A 17,528-nucleotide genomic window follows, 5' to 3' on the forward strand; every position below is an offset into this window, starting at 1 on the left:
GGAGTTGTCTCAGGCAGTCCGCACGGGCCGCCACTGTTGCACAAAAAGCGCGATCGCGCCGGCCACCACGCCCCAGAAGGCCGAGCCGATGCCCCACAGGCTCAGGCCGCTGAGCGTGACGAGGAAGGTGATGAGCGCGCTCTCGCGGTGGGCATCGTCCTTGAGTGCCACGGCCAGGCCGCCGCCGATGCTGCCCAGCAGCGCGAAGCCGGCGATGGCCACCACCAGCTCGCGCGGGAAGGCGGTGAGCACGCCCGTCACCGCCGCGCCGAACAGGCCGATCACGCAGTAGATGAGGCCGCAGGCGGCCGCCGCGATGTAGCGCTTGGCCGGATCCTCATGCGCCTCGCGGCCCATGCAGATGGCTGCGGTGATGGCCGACAGGTTCAGCGCGAAGGCGCCGAAGGGAGCGAGCAGCAGGGTTGCCAATCCGGTGAGCGTGATGATCTTGGAGATGGGCATGTCGTAGCCCGCGGCGCGGATGGCTGCCACGCCAGGAAGGTTCTGCGAGGCCATGGTGACGACGAAGAGCGGCAGCGCCAGGCTGACGATGGCCGCGGGTGTGAACTCGGGCATCACGAACACGGGCAGGGTGAGCTGCCATTGCACGCCTTCCAGATGCAGGCGGCCCTGTGCCGCGGCGAAGACGATGCCCACCAGCAGCACGCCCGGCACGGCGTAGCGAGGCCACCAGCGCCGTCCGACAAGGTACGCGGCCAGCATCACGGCCACGAGCACGAAGGCTGTCTTCAAGGCAATGAAGGCATCCAGCGCGAAGCGCGCCAGCACGCCAGCCAGCAAGGCGCTGGCGATGGCCATGGGGATGCGGTCCATGAGTTTCTCGAACCAACCGGTGACGCCGAAGAGCGTGATGGCCGCCGCGCACACGAGGAACGCGCCCACCGCCTGCGCCAGCGTGAACTGGCCGGAAGCCGCGGCGGTTGCCAGCACTGCCGCACCCGGCGTGCTCCATGCCACCATCACCGGCTTGCGCCACAGCATCGAAGGCAGCAGCGAGCACAGGCCCATGCCCAGGCCGAGCGCCCACATCCAGGAACTGATCTGCATCGGCGTGGCGCCCAAGGCGGTGGCCGCCTGGAAGACGATGGCCACGGAGCTGGTGAAGCCCACCAGCACCGCGACGAAGCCGGCGGTGACGGACGACAGGGAAAGGTCGCGCAAGGCAGATCGCATGCGCGAAGCTTAGCGGCCCGTCCCCCGCGACGCCGGACTGGGCCCTTTGCGCCAGGCCTGCCGAGAACCGGCGTTTGCGTGACAGGGTGCACGACCCGATCCGAAGACGGAACGGTAAAGTCGGGCCGCAAGAATGGCCGGCCCGTCGTCCAGGCGCGCGCCGGTACACACCACAAGCAGCACAACGGGAGGCACGATGATCATCGTCTGGGGCAAGAAGCACGTTCGGCGTTCGCTGGGCTACGTGGCGGACTTCTGCCCGATCTGCCGCCGGCCGAGCGCGTTCAACCTGCGCCGCGTCGGGCTGGCTGGGCACGTCTACTACATCAGCCTCGGCGAAGGCGACCTCGTCGGCCACGAGCGGACGTGCAAGCGGTGCGACACCCCGTTCGAGGCCGACCCGGGTCGCTACCGCGGGCCCGCGAAGAAGCTGGCTCCGCTGAAGGAACTGATCGCGCAGACCTTTCCCGATCTCGGGACCGTGTGGCGCGAACGCATCGAGTTCGAGAACCAGCTCCAGCAGGGCTCGGTCGCCATTTCATCCGCGGACAGGCCGCCCCTGATTCTTTCGCCCTTCCTGCTGCTCTCGCCCAAGGTGGAGCGCCAGTTCGCCACGACGCACCTGGACAAGGAAGTGGGCTTCGCCTTCGCCGGCCTGATGGCGATGTTGTACATCGTCCCGGCCATCATGCACAAGGTCGCGCCGGACAAGGCCGACGATGCGTTCCTGTTCGTGCTGCTGGCCGGCGTCTTGCTCGTGCTGTGGCAGGTGGCCATGACGGGGCGGCGCTTCATGCGTCGCGAGATCGCACCGGTGGTCGCCCAGGCCTTGCGGCCCCTGAAGCCTCGCACCTCGGAGATGAGCCGGGCATTGGACGAACTCAGGAAGCACGGGCACAAGATCGGGCGCAAGCTCAAGGTCAGTGACATCGAAGCGCATCTGAAGCAGCCCGCGCCTCGGCCTGAAACCTCGACAGCAAAGGCGCCTCGCTGACCGGCAAACCGGTCAGATCTCGACCTTCGACCCCAGCTCCACCACCCGGTTCGTCGGCAGGCTGAGGTAGTCCGCCGCCGCCGACGCATTGCGGTGCATGCCGGCGAACAGCTTTTCGCGCCAGCCCGACATGCCGCTGCCGATGGTCGGGATCACGATGTCGCGCGAGAGGAAGTAGGACGTCTCCATGTCGTCCAGCTGGAAGCTGCGGTTGTGCAGCAGTGCAAGTGCTTCCGGCACGTCGGGCTCGTTCTTGAAGCCGAAGTGCAGCGTCACCTGCCAGCAGTCGTGGCCCAGCGGCTCCATCTCGCTGCGCTTGTTGAAGCCGATCCACGGGACTTCATGCTGCTTCACCGTGACGAAGAGGTTGGTGTCGTGCAGCACCTTGTTGTGCTTGAGGTTGTGCAAGAGCGCGTTGGGCGTGATGCCCTGCTCCGCCACGAGGAACACCGCCGTGCCCTGCACGCGCGTGGGCGGGCTCACGAACACGGCTTCGAGGAAGCTCTTCAGGTCGATGGCGTCGTCGCGCAGCCGCTCGGCCATGAGCACGCGGCCCTGCTTCCACGTGGTCATGAGCGTGAACATCACCGCGCCGATGACCAGCGGGAACCAGCCGCCGTCCAGCACCTTGACGATGTTGGCGCTGAAGTAGGTCACGTCCACGAGGAAGAAGAACACCGTCGCGGCAATGCTCACCACCCAGGGGTACTTCCAGCCGTAGCGGATCACGAAGAAGGTCATGATCGTCGTGATGGTCATGTCGATCGTGACCGTGATGCCGTAGGCGCCGGCCAGCTTGCTGCTGGAGCCGAAGAACAGCACCGCGCCGACGATGCAGGTGTACAGCCCCCAGTTCACGAAGGGCACGTAGATCTGGCCCGTCTCGCGCACCGAAGTGTGGGTGATGCGCAGCCGCGGCATGTAGCCCAGCTGGATGGCCTGCTTGGTCACCGAGAACGCGGCGGAGATCAAGGCCTGCGAGGCGATGACGGCCGCGCAGGTGGCCAGCGCGATCAGCGGGTACAGCGCCCAGGCCGGCGCCATCTCGTAGAAGGGGTTGCCGACCTTTTCGGGTGCGTCGAGCAGCATCGCGCCCTGGCCGAAGTAGTTGAGCACCAGAGAAGGCATCACGAGGCTGAACCAGGCGGTGCGGATGGGCCGCTTGCCGAAGTGGCCCATGTCGGCATACAGCGCCTCGGCCCCGGTCACGCACAGCACCACCGAGCCCAGGGCGACGAAGGCGATGTGCGGATGGAAGAACATGAACTCCAGCGCATGGTGCGGGCTCAGCGCCCACATGACCGCCGGGTTGCGGATGATGTGCCCGAGCCCGAGCACGCCGATGACGATGAACCAGATCGCCGTGACCGGCCCGAAGAACTTGCCGATGCCGCCCGTGCCGTGGCGCTGCACCATGAAGAGCACGGTGATGACCACCAGCGACACCGGCACGATGTAGGCATGCAGCCCGGGCGCGGCGACCTCCAGGCCTTCCATCGCGCCCAGCACCGACACCGCGGGGGTGATGACGCCGTCGCCGAAGAAGATGGCCGTGCCGAAGATGCCCAGCATCAGCAGCCGCCGGCGCAGCACCGGCTTGTCGCGTACCGCCTGCGAAGCCAGGGCCAGCATGGCGATCAGCCCGCCCTCGCCGTTGTTGTCGGCGCGCAGGATGAGCACCACGTACTTGATGGACACCACCACCGTCAGCGTCCAGAACATCAAGGACAGGACGCCCAGGATGTTGGCCGGGGTGAGCGGCACGTGGCCGTGTGCGAAGACTTCCTTGAAGGCGTACAGCGGGCTGGTGCCGATGTCGCCGTAGACGACGCCCAGAGCGCCCAGTGTCAGGACTGCCAGGCTCGATGTAGGACGGTGCTGGTTCACGATCAACCGCGGCGGCTCGGCCCGCGCGGCTTTGTTTTGGGGGAGTCAGATTGTGCGCCCGCCCAAGCCCGCTTCCGCCCACCGAAGCGCGGGAGTCCGATCAGACCATGGTGCCTTTGTTGCAGCGCAGCAACTTGTGCGCTATACGGCCACTCCGCCGGGCTCCCGTCAGGGCTTCACTCGTAGATCTCGGCGTCCGGGTCGGTCGCTTCCAGCTCGTAGCTGGCCGCCACCATCGCCAGGCGGGCGATCACGCCATACATGTAGAACCGGTTGGGGGCGCTGGCGCCGGGCTTGGCACCCGGCTTGGGCAACTGGTTCGACTCGGCGAAGGCCAGCGGCACGAAGCTCGCTCCCGGGGAGTTGAGGTTCTCGTCGATGCCGCGCTCGGCATTCACGCGGTAGAAGCCGCCCACGACGTAGCGGTCGATCATGTAGACCACGGGCTCGGCCACGGCGTCGTGCACCCGCTCGTAGGTGGGCACGCCTTCTTGCAGGATGACCTCGGAGACCTCCTGGCCATCCTTGATCGTGCTCATCTTGTTGCGCGTGCGGCGGTTCAGGTCGGCCAGCTCCTTCGGGTCGCGCACGGTCATGATGCCCATGCCGTAGGTGCCGGCATCGGCCTTCACGATGATGAAGGGCTTCTCCTGGATGCCGTATTCCTTGTACTTGCGACGCACCTTGGCCAGGAGCGCCTCGGCATTGCTCATCAGGCACTCGGCGCCCGTGCCGTCGCTGAAGTTCACCTCGCCGCAGCGGGCGAACATCGGGTTGATGAGCCACGGGTCCATGCCCAGCAGCTTGGCGAACTTCTTGGCCACTTCCTCGTAGGCCTGGAAGTGGTTGGTCTTGCGCCGCACCGCCCAGCCGGCATGCAGCGGCGGCAGCAGGTATTGCTCATGCAGGTTCTCCAGCACCTTGGGGATGCCGGCTGACAGGTCGTTGTTGAGCAGGATGGTGCAGGGGTCGAAGTCCTTGAGTCCCAGCCGGCCGCGGTTGCGCACCAGCGGCTCCACCGTGAGCGAGGTGCCGTCGGGCAGCGCGATCTCGGTGGGCGACTTGATCTCCTCGTTGAGCGTGCCCAGGCGCACGTTCAGGCCGGCCTGGTGGAAGATCTGCACCAGCCGCGAGACGTTGGTGAGGTAGAAGGTGTTGCGGGTGTGGTTTTCCGGAATCAGCAGCAGGTTGCGCGCTTCCGGGCAGATCTTCTCGATGGCCGCCATGGCCGCCTGCACCGCCAGCGGCAGCATCTCCTGCGTCAGGTTGTTGAAGCCGCCGGGGAAGAGGTTGGTGTCCACCGGCGCCAGCTTGAAGCCCGCATTGCGCACGTCCACCGAGGTGTAGAACGGGGGGGTGTGCTCCATCCACTCCAGGCGAAACCAGCGCTCGATGGCGGGCAGCGATTCAAGGATGCGCTGCTCCAGTTCGTTGATCGGGCCGGTGAGCGCGGTGATGAGGTGAGGAACCATGGAGGGTGACCCGATGAGAGCGCCCCCGCCTGGTGCGGCCGGAGCTGGAGTTTCGGAAGATTCTAGGCATTTGGGGTGCCGCTCGCTTGTGGCAAGAGGGGCGGCCTCATCCGCCGTGCGCCTAACGCGTGCACACGGCACGCCGCGGCCCCAATGAAAAAGGCCGCCCGAAGGCGGCCTTTCAATCGAAGGGAAGTACCGGCTTACTTGCTGTAGGCCGTCTCGCCGTGCGAAGAGATGTCCAGGCCTTCGCGCTCTTCTTCTTCGGTCACACGCAGGCCGATCACCAGGTCGACGACCTTGTAGCTGATGGCAGCCACGACGCCCGACCAGACCACCGTCACGCCGACGGCCTTGGCCTGGATGATGAACTGCGCCCAGATGTCGTTGGAGCCGGTCGCGGCCGTGACCCAGTCGGTCACGAGGCCCGGGCCACCCAGCGACTGGTGGTTGAAGATGCCGGTCAGCAGGGCACCGATGATGCCGCCCACGCCGTGCACGCCGAACACGTCCAGCGAGTCGTCCGCGCCCAGCAGCTTCTTCAGGCCGGTCACGCCCCACAGGCACAGGAAGCCGGCAGCGCCGCCGACCACCAGGGCACCCATGATGCCGACGTTGCCGGCGGCGGGGGTGATGGCCACGAGGCCGGCGACGGCGCCCGAAGCCGCACCCAGCATCGAGGCCTTGCCCTTGAGCAGCGATTCACCAATGCACCAGGCAAGCACCGCGACGGCCGTGGCCGAGAAGGTGTTCAGGAAGGCCAGGGCAGCGCTGCCGCCCGCTTCCAGAGCCGAGCCGGCATTGAAGCCGAACCAGCCCACCCACAGCAGCGAGGCACCGACCATCGTGAGCGTCAGCGAATGCGGCGTGAAGGCTTCACGGCCGTAGCCGACGCGCTTGCCGACCATGTAGGCACCCACGAGGCCGGCGACGGCAGCATTGATGTGCACCACCGTGCCGCCCGCGAAGTCCAGCGCGCCCCATTGCCAGATCAGGCCGGCCGTGGCGTTGACCTTGTCGACCACTTCCTTGCTCGTGTAGGCGTCAGGACCGGCCCAGAACCAGACCATGTGCGCGATCGGCAGGTAGCTGAAGGTGAACCACAGCACCATGAAGGCGAGCACGGCCGAGAACTTGATGCGCTCGGCGAAGGCGCCGACGATCAGGCAGCAGGTAATGGCTGCGAAGGTGGCCTGGAAGACCACGAACACGATCTCGGGAATGACCACTCCCTTGCTGAAGGTCGCGGCGTTGGCGAAGTCGCCGCCGGTCGCGTTCGGCGTGAACACGCCGTTCAGGAACAGGCGAGACACACCACCGAAGTAGGCGTTGCCTTCCGTGAACGCGATGCTGTAGCCGTAGAGCACCCACAGCACGACGATCATCGAGAAGGTGACGAACACCTGCATCAGCACCGACAGCATGTTCTTGCTGCGGACCAGGCCGCCGTAGAACAGCGCGAGGCCCGGGATGGACATCATGATCACCAGCGCGGTGGACACGAGCATCCAGGTGGTGTCGCCCTTGTTGGGCACAGGGGCGCTGGCCGCTGCGGCAGGGGCCGAGGCGGCGGCAGCGGTCGTCGTGGCCGACGCAGCGGCAGCCGGGGCTGCAGCAGTCGTCGTGGCCTCGGCCGCGGAAGCGGCGGCTGATGCAGCGGGTGCCGAGGCGGCATCTGCCGCGACGGATACACCCGTGAAGCCCAGGGCGGCAAAGCCCAGGGCAAGGGTGGCAAGAAGTTTCTTCATGGTGGTGTCTCTCTCTGGGGTGATGACGTCAGAGCGCGTCTTTGCCGGTTTCGCCCGTGCGGATGCGGACGACCTGTTCCAACGACGAAACAAAGATCTTGCCGTCGCCGATCTTGCCCGTGCGGGCAGCCGCTTCGACGGCTTCGATGACGCGATCGACGATGGCGTCGTCGACTGCCGCCTCGATCTTCACCTTGGGCAGGAAGTCGACAACGTACTCCGCGCCGCGGTAAAGCTCGGTGTGGCCCTTCTGGCGACCGAAGCCCTTCACTTCGGTCACCGTGACGCCCTGCACGCCGATGGCGCTCAGGGCTTCGCGCACTTCATCAAGCTTGAACGGCTTGACGATGGCAGTCACCATCTTCATGGTCATCTCCAGGTTGAAAAGGGGATCAGAAGGTCTTCTTGACGGCGAGGACCAGGCCGTTGCGTCCGAGGTTCTTGCCCGAGGGGGACGGGTAGGCGAAAACACCGCCCACGCCCGTGTCGTGCTTGGCATCGGTGCCCACGATGGCGCCGCTCCAGGTGAAGCCGGCGGCGTCCTTGCTCACGGTCAGCGAGTAGTCGGTGTAGGAGCCATCGCTCCAATTCTTGACCTTCTGGTGGCCGATGTGCGGTGCGACGCTGAAGCCATTGCCCACGTCGAAGGTGGCGCTGAAGTCGAGGTAGCCGCTGCCCTTGCTGTCGACCGTGCCGAACAGAGTGGTCAGCGAGTGCGAGTACTTGACCGTGAACGGGCCGTAGGTCAGCGCGCCGTAGAGCTCCAGCGTGTTGGCGTTCTTGGCGATGTTGGCCAGGTGGTTGCCGGGGTACCAGTACTGCAGCAGGCCCACGTCATAGGTGAAGTCCTTCTGGATCTCGCCCTTGTAGCCGCCGTAGAAGTCGATTTCGACCGGAGCACTGCCGGTGTCCACGCCGGTGATGGTGCCGGCGTCCTTGATCCAGGAAATCGTGGAGCCCCAGGTGCCGACGTAGAAGCCATTCGGCAACGCATAGTCGGCACCACCTTGCAGAGCGGGCTTCAGGCGGCTTTGCGAGATGCCGCGATAGCGGTAGTCGGTCGTGAGGCTGACGTTGAACGACAGGGGGTTCGCGTCTTCGGCATGCACGAGCACGGGCATGGAAGTCACGACAGTCGCGGCGGCCAGACTCAGCAAGGTCTTCTTCATCGGAATTCTCCTGGGTTCGTTGGATAGGTGCGGGGGCACTTCTGCAGCTTCTGTGCCCGCTTGCAACAAGGTTTTGGCGCCCCATCGGTGCGCGCCAATGCGCCGAAACAGTGCGTTCATTGACCCGAGTTGGGCTGGCAGTCAGCTTGAGGCTGGTTTTTGGTGCATTCCGCCAACCACTGCGCCTCGCCCATCGGGGTGGCCCGCAAGGGGCGCGCGCTTTGGTGCACGGGTGGCCAGAATCGCCGCCCATTCACGATGCACGATCAAGGGAAATCAGATGTCGCTGGCCGTCCTGCACAGCCGCGCCCTCAATGGGCTGGCCGCACCCGAGGTGATGGTGGAGGTGCACCTGGCCAACGGCCTGCCGAGCTTCACCGTGGTGGGCCTGGCCGACACCGAGGTCAAGGAAGCGCGGGAACGGGTGCGGGCCGCCTTGCTGCACAGCGGGCTGGACTTCCCTCACAACAAGAGGATCACCGTCAGCCTGGCCCCGGCCGACCTCCCCAAGGAGTCAGGCCGCTTCGACCTGCCAATGGCGCTGGGCATCCTGGCGGCCAACGGGCAGATCGATGCGAACAAGCTCGGACGCTATGAATTCGCGGGCGAGCTGTCACTGGCCGGGCACCTGCGGCCGGTGCGCGGCGCGTTGGCCATGGCGCTCGCAATGCAGCGGCTGGGCTCGAACCGGGCGCTGGTGCTGCCGGAGGTGAGCGCGCAGGAGGCGGCGCTGGTGGAAGGATTGAAGATCCACCCGGCCAGGCACCTGCTGGACGTGGTCCAGGCACTTTTGCCCGATGAAGCGGCGCAAGGGCTGCCGACCGCCGTGGCCGGCACCCGGTGCGCCCCGCCTGCGCCGGCGGACCTGCGCGAGGTGAAGGGGCAGGTGGGCGCCAAGCGGGCCTTGGAATTGGCGGCGGCCGGAGGCCATTCGCTGCTGATGGTCGGGCCGCCAGGCACCGGCAAGTCCATGCTTGCGCAGCGCTTTATCGGCCTGCTGCCGCCCTTGTCCGAGGCGCAGGCGCTGGAGTCAGCGGCAGTGCTGAGCCTCACCTCGCACTTCGACGTCAGCCGATGGGGGCAGCGGGTCTTGCGCACCCCGCATCACACGGCGTCGTCGGTGGCCCTCGTGGGCGGGGGGTCACCGCCTCGGCCGGGGGAGATCTCGCTGGCTCACGAAGGGGTGCTCTTCCTGGATGAGCTGGCCGAGTACCCACGCAACGCCTTGGAGGCCTTGCGCGAGCCGTTGGAGACAGGTCGCATCGTCATCTCCAGGGCTGCTCGCCAGTCGGAGTTCCCTGCCCGCTTCCAATTGATCGCGGCCATGAACCCATGCCAGTGCGGTCACCATGGCAACACCTTGAGGGCCTGCCGCTGCACACCCGACGCCGTGCTGCGCTACCAAAGCCGCATCAGCGGCCCGCTGCTGGACCGCATCGACCTGCAAGTGGAAGTCCCCGCCGTCGCCCCGGAAACCTTGTCGGCAGCGCCCGACGGGGAAGCCAGCACGCAGGTGGCCTCACGCGTCATCGAGGCTCAGCAGCGCCAATTCTCACGGCAAGGCAGCCTCAATGCAGGCTTGCGAGGCGATGGCATCGACCTGCACTGCGCGCTGGACGCGGCTGCATCGAAGTTCCTTCAAACGGCCGCCACCAAGCTCGGCTGGTCAGCGCGCAGCTTCCACCGCGTGCTGCGCGTGGCCCGCAGCGCGGCGGACCTGGCCGGCGAGTCCGACGTCAAGACGCATCACATCGCCGAGGCCATCCAATACCGCCGTGTGTTGAACCACGGCGTCTGAGCCCGGGTTCAGGCGTTCTGCGCCGCCACGTGCACCACGCCGTTGTCCACCGTCACCCGCGAGCCCGCCGCCGGCGCGGCCTTCTGGCGGATGGTCCGCACGGTGCCGTCGTCCATGCGCACGCGCACGTCGTAGTACGTCTCGGCCTTCGAGCGCTTCTCGATCTCGTTGCCGGCCATGCCGCCGCCGATGGCGCCCAGCACAGTCATCGCCGCGCGGCCGTTGCCATGGCCGAACTGGTTGCCCACCACGGCACCCAGTGCACCGCCGGCCACGGCGCCGGCGCCGCTGCCCTTGCCCTTCACGGTCACGGCCTGCACCGACTCCACCACACCGCAGCGCGTGCACACCGCGGCGGTTTGCGTGGACGTCTGCGCGGACGTTCCCGTGCCGCTGCTGTTGGCATGCGACGCCGTGCCGGCGTGCTTGGTGCCCGCATGCGTTGAAGCCGTGGCCCCGGCATTCGCCGTCTTCGCATCGCCTTGCGGTGCCACCGCCTTCTCATCGGCCGGCGGCACCGGCGTGCCGGCCTTGTCTGCCTTCACAGGCTCGACCAGGCTTTCGTTCGCGGCCAGCGATGCCTTCGCGGCCTGCGCCGATCCCGGCGCCATGATCTGCGGCTCCGTCGGCGCGCGCAGCGTCAGTCCTGCGGCAACGCCCAGGCCGGTCAGCGCGAGGCCGCCAGCCACCAGCAATGCCTTGTGATTGAACCGGCCGCCGAACAGGCCTGTCGATGCCGCCGGCGAGGCGGTCGTGGTCGAGGTCGAGTCGGGGGAGGTCGTGCTCATGGTTGCTCCTTGGTCTTGAATGCTGGACGCCGGCCCAAATCCGGCGACACCTGCATTTGAACGATGGAGCAGGGGAAAACGATGCCCTCCAGGCTGCATCAGATGTAAGCGGGTGCGAGCGCGTGAGTCCGCACTCCGCCGCATCCGACGCCTCAGCTCATGAAGCCCAGGTCACGCCTGGACACATCGAAATTCTTCAAGTTCGGAAAAACGTCGATTAGTTGCGCGTCCGACAGGCCGAACCAGCGGCCGAGCGTCGCACCGAGCTGGTCCACCGAGTTCTCCGGCAGCAGCGCACCGTTGCCGATCTGGTTGGGGCTGCTGTCGAAGTTGTTGTTGTTCGCGTTCTTCAGGCCCAGCACCGGGAAGTTGCCGTACAGGTCACCGCCCTTGACCGCCCCGCCCATCACGAAGTGGTGCGCGCCCCAGCCGTGGTCGGTGCCGTCGCCGTTGCTCGTGAAGGTGCGGCCGAAGTCCGAGCCGGTGAAGGTGGTCACCGCATTGCGCGCATTCAATGCGCCCAGTGTGGTGTCGAAGTAGCGCAGCGCCTGCGCCAGCCTGGCCATCAGGTCGGCGTGGTTGCGGTTCTCGTTGTCGTGCGTGTCGAAGCCGCCCATGCTCACGAAGAACACCTGCCGCTTCACGCCGATGGCGCCGCCCATGCCGGCGTCGATCAGCCGCGCCACCACCTGCAACTGCTGCGCTAGCGGGTTGGCCGACTTCGCGCCGGTCAGCGGGTTGTCGTACTGCAGCTTCGGGTCGTTGTTGGCGTTGTAAGCGCCGCTCGCGGGCGCGGTGCCAAAGAGCGGATCGCTGGGCGCCTTCAACGCCGTGCGCAAGGCCAGCTCGGCATCGAGCGCACGGCTGGAAATCGCCGCCAGGTCACCCTCCAGCACGTGCGTGCCGCGCGTGCCCTTGACGATGCGCTCCAGGGCCGCGGCCACGTCGGTCGAGCCGTAGACGCGGCCGTTCGAATCGCTGCCGATGCGGATCGCGCCGTTGGTGCTCACCTGGTACTGCTTGATGCTCTGCCCCGCCAGCCACACCGAGTTGCCCGATGCGGAAATCGAGGTGAACACCGCCTTGCTGTTCTGCGCGCCCATCAGGTCGGCCATGCGGCCGCCCCAGCCGGTGGTCGCCCCTTCGGGCTTGAAGGTCTGCCAGGTGTTGGACTGGTCGTTGTGCGAGAACAGGTGCGCGGGCTTGGGGAAGGTGCTCTGCGCGTACTGCGCCTTGCTGGTGGGCATGATCAACGGCCCGGTGTTGGGCAGGATCGCCAGCCGCTTGTCAGTGTTGAACATGGTCTGCAGCGTGCCCATCAGCGGATGCAGCGCGAAGGTGCGGCCCTGCGCGTTCAGCGGGGTGATGGGCAGCACGCCACCCAGGCGCGACGGCGACCCGGCCGCCGCCGTGCCCACGGCAGCGGTGCCGGGTGCCAGCAGCGCGATGGAATCGGGGGCCTGGTTGCGCGTGGCGGTGTAGGCCGCCCACGAGCTGGCGTCGGTGGGCAGCACCATGTTGATGGAGTCGTTGCCGCCGAACAGGAAGATGCAGACGATGGCCTTGTAGTCGGAGGCCGCCTGCGCCGAGGCCGAACCCAGCGCCGCCAGGTTGAGCGCAAAGGGTGCGGCGCCTGTGCCGACGGTGGCGGCCATGGCGCCGGCATGGCGCAGGAACAGGCGGCGGGATGCATTGGTGGTGGTCATGGTGTTCTCCCCTCGCCTCACTTCTGGACCAGGAATTCCGGCGACACGATGGTCAGCAGGATGGCCGCGTTCACGCGGTTGCGCTTGGCCGTGTCGATGGCCGCCTGGTTGGACCCGCCGCTGTTGAGCGCAGGGATGGTGATCTTCTCGACCGCGCCCTGGATCTCGGTCTTCAGCGCCGCCGGCATGGTGCCGTACATCAGCTTGGCGTTGAGGCGATCCAGCAGGTCCGCGGGCTTGTCGGCCAACGCGAGTTCGCCGGTGAAATCAGGCTGCAGGTCGCGCCGGTTCAGCGTCACGCCGTTGACCACGGTGTTGTACTGCCCCACGCCGAGCATGAGGTTGTCACGCATGAAGTTCACGTAGCCCGACATGGTGGTCTCGTGGGCGATCTGCATCTCGGGCACGACGAGGTTGGCCGCTGCCGCAGCGGTGCCCGGCGGCACATAGCCCGGCCGGTAGAAGTTGAAGACCGAGGGCGAGCGCATCGGCGTCTGGCCCAGCTGCGTGCCGGGGTTGTCCGTCACGCCCACCTTGAAGAAGCCGGTGTCGGACTTGAAGCCGAAGGCCCGCATCACCGCCGACAGGCGCAGCACCGGCTCGCGCACCTTGCCGGCGCTGTTCGAACTCGTGCGCGCTTCCGGGTTCATCAGTACGGCCTTGATCACCGCCTTCATGTCACCCCGCACGCCGGCGCCGTTGTTGTCGAAGGCGGCGGTCACGGCCTGCACGTACTGCGGGCTGGGGTTGCTGGTGACGAAGCGCTGGATGAGCTGCTTTCCGATGAAGGGCCCGACGTTGGGGTGGTTGTACAGGCCATCGAGCGCCGTCTTCAGGCTGTCGTCCGGCGAGGCCTTGGTCTGCGGCGCGATGGTGATGCCGAGGAACTTCTTCTCCTCCGTGCTGTGGTACTGCGGGTACCCCTGCATGGTCTTGAAGCTGCGGTCCGGGTCGGAGTTCCCGTTGGCCGAGCCGCTGAAGAAACAGCTGTTGTCCGGCCACTCGGGACAGTTCCAGCTCCAGCCGGTGAACACCTTGGCCAGACCGGCGATGTCTGTGGCGTCGTAGGTGTCGACGGGCGCGCCGTTGGTGAGCCTGGCGCTGCCGTCGGCATTGAGTTCCTGCAGGCCGATGGAGAACAGCTGCATCACCTCGCGGGCGTAGTTCTCGTCGGGCACCCGGCCGCTCTTGGCATCGGCCTTCTGGTTGCGCATGGAGCTGAGGTACAGGCCCATCATCGGATGCAGCGACACGCCCTGCAGCAGGTCGCGGTAGTTGCCGAAGCTCTTGTCGCTGAGCATGTCCAGGTAGTTCGCCACCGCACGGGCGTTGTCTGCAAGCGCGCCGTCCTGCAGCGAGATGACGAAGATCTGCGACAGCGCGTAGGCGGTGCGCTGCCGCAACTGGTCGTTGCCGGACACCGCCTGCGTCCAGAAGCTGTTGACGACGCCGTCGCCCGCGATGGTGCCCGTGGGGTTGGTCGACTTGACGATGGCGTCAGCAGCCTCCCACGCAGCACGGTGCGACACGGCCTGCGTCTTGGTGAACTGCTCGTCGATCCATGCCGAGTAGCCCACGTCCATCAGGTGGTCGACGTCGGCATCGGTGGGTCCGAAGGTGGCCTGCGTGAGGAAGCGGGCGGCCTCGGCGCGCGTGCCCGGCTTCTCGACCTGGGCGGGCGGCGTGGTGGTGTCGCCGTCGTTCTTGCCGCCGCCGCATGCGGCCAGTGAAAGCGCGATGAAGGCGGCAAGGCCCAGGCGCCGAACGGCCTGCGCGGCGCGGCCCGGCGCGGATGCATCTCTTGTTGTCATGTCCGACCCTGAAGTGGTTGCTTCGTGCGCGCGTGGCAACGCAGCAGTCGTGCCAGGGCCGAACTGGCAGAACGGGGCAGTTTCAGAACGGCAATCGCGCAAAGCGATGGGAAATCGCGTCGTTCGATGCCTCGGTCCGCGCGGGGCGCGGACCGAAATCGGAGGCTTTACTAAGAGATGTTGCGATGCGTCACCGATTGCAACCGCATCGCTTCATCCTCACAGCATGGATGCCAGCGAGCGCCGCACCTGGTCTTCTTCCAGGCCTGCACGCCGCGACCAGTCCGCGAGCTGGTCGTCACCGATCTTGCCGACGTTGAAGTACGCCGCCTCCGGGTGCGCGATGTAGAAGCCACTCACGCTGGCGGCCGGCGTCATCGCCAGGCTTTCGGTGAGCGCCATGCCGATCTCGCCAGCCTGCAGCACGCGGAACATCTCGCCCTTGACGGTGTGGTCCGGGCAGGCGGGGTAGCCGGGCGCCGGGCGGATGCCCTTGTACTTCTCGGCGATGAGATCGGTGTTGCTCAGCGCTTCGTCCGACGCGTAGCCCCACAGCTCCTTGCGCACGCGCTCGTGCATGCGCTCGGCGAAGGCTTCGGCCAGGCGGTCGGCCAGGGCCTTGAGCATGATGGCGCTGTAGTCGTCGAGGTCGTCGAGGAACTGCTTTTCCTTCTTCTCCACACCCAGGCCGGCCGTGACTGCGAACAGGCCCACGTGGTCGGCCACGCCCGAGCCCTTGGGCGCGACGAAGTCGGCCAGGCAGCGGTTGGGCCGCATCACGCCGTCCACCACCGGGCGCTCGGTCTGCATGCGCAGGCCGCGCCAGGTCATCAGCACTTCGCTGCGCGACTCGTCGGTGTAGATCTCGATGTCGTCGTCATTCACCGTGTTGGCCGGGAACAGGCCGATCACGCCGCTGGCTGTGAGCCAGCGGCCTTCGATCAGCCGCTTGAGCATGCGCTGGCCGTCGCTGAGCACGCGGCGCGCGGACTCGCCCACGATCTCGTCGGTGAGGATGGCGGGGTACGGTCCGGCCAGGTCCCAGGTCTGGAAGAACGGGCCCCAGTCGATGTACTGCGCGAGTTCGCCGAGATCGTAGTTCTTGAACACGCGGCGACCGATGAACTTGGGTTGCGGCGCGGCGTAACTTGTCCAGTCGATGGGCGTCTTGTTCGCACGCGCCTGTGCCAACGTCACCAGCGGCGTGGCCTTCTTGTTGGCGTGCTGCTGGCGTACCTTCTCGTAGTCGGCCTTCATGTCGTCGATGAATGCCGCCGCCTTCTCGTCGCTCAGCAAATCGCTGCACACGCTCACGCTGCGGCTTGCATCGGGCACGTAGACCACCGGGCCGTCGTAGTGCGGAGAGATCTTGACCGCGGTATGCACGCGGCTGGTGGTCGCGCCGCCAATCAGCAGCGGGATCTTCTTCACGCGGAAGTGTTCGTCGCGCTGCATCTCCGCGGCCACGTGCTGCATCTCTTCCAGGCTGGGCGTGATGAGGCCGCTCAAGCCGATGATGTCAGCGCCCTCCACCTTCGCCTTGGCGAGGATGTCCTGGCACGGGACCATCACGCCCATGTTCACGACTTCGAAGTTGTTGCACTGGAGCACGACGGTGACGATGTTCTTGCCGATGTCGTGCACATCGCCCTTGACGGTGGCGATGACGATCTTGCCCTTGGGCTTGGCCTCGCCGCCCGCGTCGACCATGGCCTTCTTCTCGGCCTCGATGTAGGGCAGCAGGTGCGCCACGGCCTGCTTCATCACGCGGGCGCTCTTGACCACCTGGGGCAGGAACATCTTGCCCTGGCCGAACAGGTCGCCCACGATGTTCATGCCGGCCATCAGCGGCCCTTCGATCACGTGCAGCGGCCGGCCGCCTTCAGCCTTGATGCGCTGGTAGACCTCTTCCGTGTCCTCGGTGATGAACTCGTTGATGCCATGCACCAGCGCGTGGCTCAGGCGCTCGTCCACCGGCTTGGCGCGCCAGGCGAGCTTGGCGGAGTCGTCCTTGGCTGCGCCCTTGGCGCTCTCGGCCACCTCGACCAGGCGCTCGCCGGCATCGGGGCGGCGGTTGAGCACCACGTCTTCCACCCGCTCGCGCAGCGTGGCTTCGAGGTCGTCGTACACGCCCACCATGCCGGCGTTGACGATGCCCATGTCCATGCCCGCCTTGATGGCGTGGTACAGGAACACGGTGTGGATGGCCTCGCGCACCGGGTCATTGCCGCGGAAGCTGAAGCTCACGTTCGACACGCCACCAGACACTTTCGCACCCGGCAGGTTTTGCTTGATCCAGCGCGTGGCGTTGATGAAGTCGACCGCGTAGTTGTCGTGCTCCTCGATGCCGGTGGCAATCGCGAAGATGTTCGGGTCGAAGATGATGTCTTCCGGGGGGAAGCCCACTTCGTCGACGAGGATGCGATACGCCCGCTGGCAGATCTCCACCTTGCGCTCGAAGGTGTCGGCCTGGCCCTTCTCGTCAAAGGCCATCACCACAGCCGCGGCACCGTAGCGTCGCACCAGCTTGGCCTGGTGCTTGAAGATGTCCACGCCTTCCTTGAGCGAGATCGAGTTCACGATCCCCTTGCCCTGCACGCACTTCAGCCCGGCCTCGATCACCTCCCACTTGGAGCTGTCGATCATGATCGGCACGCGCGCGATCTCGGGCTCGGAGGCGATGAGGTTGAGGAAGCGCACCATCGCGGCCTTGCTGTCGAGCATGGCCTCGTCCATGTTGATGTCGATGACCTGGGCGCCGTTTTCCACCTGCTGGCGCGCCACCGCCAGCGCCTCCTCGAACTGGCCGTTCAGGATGAGCCGCGCGAAGGCCTTGGAGCCCGTGACGTTGGTGCGCTCGCCCACATTCACGAACAGCGAACCCTCGCCGATGAGCACGGGCTCCAGGCCCGAGAGCTTCATGGGCGGCACGTGGACAGGGGTGGTGGCGGTGGTCATGGC

At 66.6% G+C, this 17,528-nt stretch carries 12 protein-coding genes; 2 read left to right on the forward strand and 10 right to left on the reverse strand.

Annotated features, from left to right (window positions below; all coding sequences use genetic code 11):
* Positions 1-9: 9 nt before the first annotated feature.
* Entirely contained in the window at positions 10-1,194 is a 1,185-nt protein-coding gene (locus DZC73_RS12470; protein WP_124540580.1) for a benzoate/H(+) symporter BenE family transporter, read from the reverse strand.
* Between the two features lie 196 nt (positions 1,195-1,390).
* On the opposite strand from DZC73_RS12470, the gene DZC73_RS12475 reads away from it, so the two are divergent.
* Complete coding sequence (locus DZC73_RS12475; protein ID WP_124540581.1) at positions 1,391-2,188, forward strand: hypothetical protein; 798 nt, start codon at positions 1,391-1,393, stop codon at positions 2,186-2,188.
* Positions 2,189-2,200: 12 nt separating this feature from the next.
* Here DZC73_RS12475 and DZC73_RS12480 read toward each other — a convergent pair whose 3' ends face one another.
* From DZC73_RS12480 to DZC73_RS12500, 5 genes are all read right to left on the reverse strand, one after another.
* On the reverse strand, positions 2,201-4,075 hold the full coding sequence (locus tag DZC73_RS12480; protein ID WP_124540582.1) for a potassium transporter Kup: 1,875 nt from the start codon (positions 4,073-4,075) through the stop codon (positions 2,201-2,203).
* A gap of 176 nt (positions 4,076-4,251) precedes the next feature.
* On the reverse strand, positions 4,252-5,547 hold the full coding sequence (gshA, locus tag DZC73_RS12485; RefSeq protein WP_124540583.1) for a glutamate--cysteine ligase: 1,296 nt from the start codon (positions 5,545-5,547) through the stop codon (positions 4,252-4,254).
* A 203-nt stretch (positions 5,548-5,750) separates the two neighbouring features.
* A complete protein-coding gene (locus DZC73_RS12490) occupies positions 5,751-7,295 on the reverse strand; it encodes an ammonium transporter (RefSeq protein ID WP_124540584.1) in 1,545 nt (514 codons plus the stop codon).
* 28 nt (positions 7,296-7,323) lie between these two features.
* Complete coding sequence (locus DZC73_RS12495) at positions 7,324-7,662, reverse strand: P-II family nitrogen regulator (protein WP_124540585.1); 339 nt, start codon at positions 7,660-7,662, stop codon at positions 7,324-7,326.
* A 25-nt stretch (positions 7,663-7,687) separates the two neighbouring features.
* On the reverse strand, positions 7,688-8,464 hold the full coding sequence (locus DZC73_RS12500; RefSeq protein WP_124540586.1) for a TorF family putative porin: 777 nt from the start codon (positions 8,462-8,464) through the stop codon (positions 7,688-7,690).
* Positions 8,465-8,744: 280 nt separating this feature from the next.
* Between DZC73_RS12500 and DZC73_RS12505 the strand changes: the two genes are divergently transcribed.
* Positions 8,745-10,262, forward strand: a complete 1,518-nt coding sequence (locus DZC73_RS12505; RefSeq protein ID WP_124540587.1) for a YifB family Mg chelatase-like AAA ATPase — start codon at positions 8,745-8,747, stop codon at positions 10,260-10,262.
* 8 nt (positions 10,263-10,270) lie between these two features.
* Here DZC73_RS12505 and DZC73_RS12510 read toward each other — a convergent pair whose 3' ends face one another.
* The 4 genes from DZC73_RS12510 to metH all read right to left on the reverse strand — a co-directional run bounded on the left by DZC73_RS12510 (position 10,271) and on the right by metH (position 17,525).
* Positions 10,271-11,050, reverse strand: a complete 780-nt coding sequence (locus DZC73_RS12510) for an outer membrane lipoprotein (RefSeq protein WP_235835108.1) — start codon at positions 11,048-11,050, stop codon at positions 10,271-10,273.
* A gap of 152 nt (positions 11,051-11,202) precedes the next feature.
* Positions 11,203-12,756 carry a DUF1501 domain-containing protein gene (locus DZC73_RS12515; RefSeq protein WP_124540588.1) on the reverse strand — a complete coding sequence of 518 codons (1,554 nt, stop codon included), beginning with the start codon at positions 12,754-12,756 and terminating at the stop codon, positions 11,203-11,205.
* A gap of 17 nt (positions 12,757-12,773) precedes the next feature.
* Positions 12,774-14,567 (reverse strand): DUF1800 domain-containing protein, encoded by a 1,794-nt coding sequence (locus DZC73_RS12520; protein WP_124540589.1) that lies wholly within the window; start codon positions 14,565-14,567, stop codon positions 12,774-12,776.
* A 219-nt stretch (positions 14,568-14,786) separates the two neighbouring features.
* Positions 14,787-17,525: a methionine synthase gene (gene metH / locus DZC73_RS12525; protein ID WP_124541126.1), complete on the reverse strand. Its 2,739-nt coding sequence runs from the start codon at positions 17,523-17,525 to the stop codon at positions 14,787-14,789.
* Positions 17,526-17,528 lie beyond the last annotated feature (3 nt).

Source organism: Rhizobacter terrae (assembly GCF_003852895.1).
In the GTDB taxonomy this organism is placed as follows: domain Bacteria; phylum Pseudomonadota; class Gammaproteobacteria; order Burkholderiales; family Burkholderiaceae_C; genus Albitalea; species Albitalea terrae.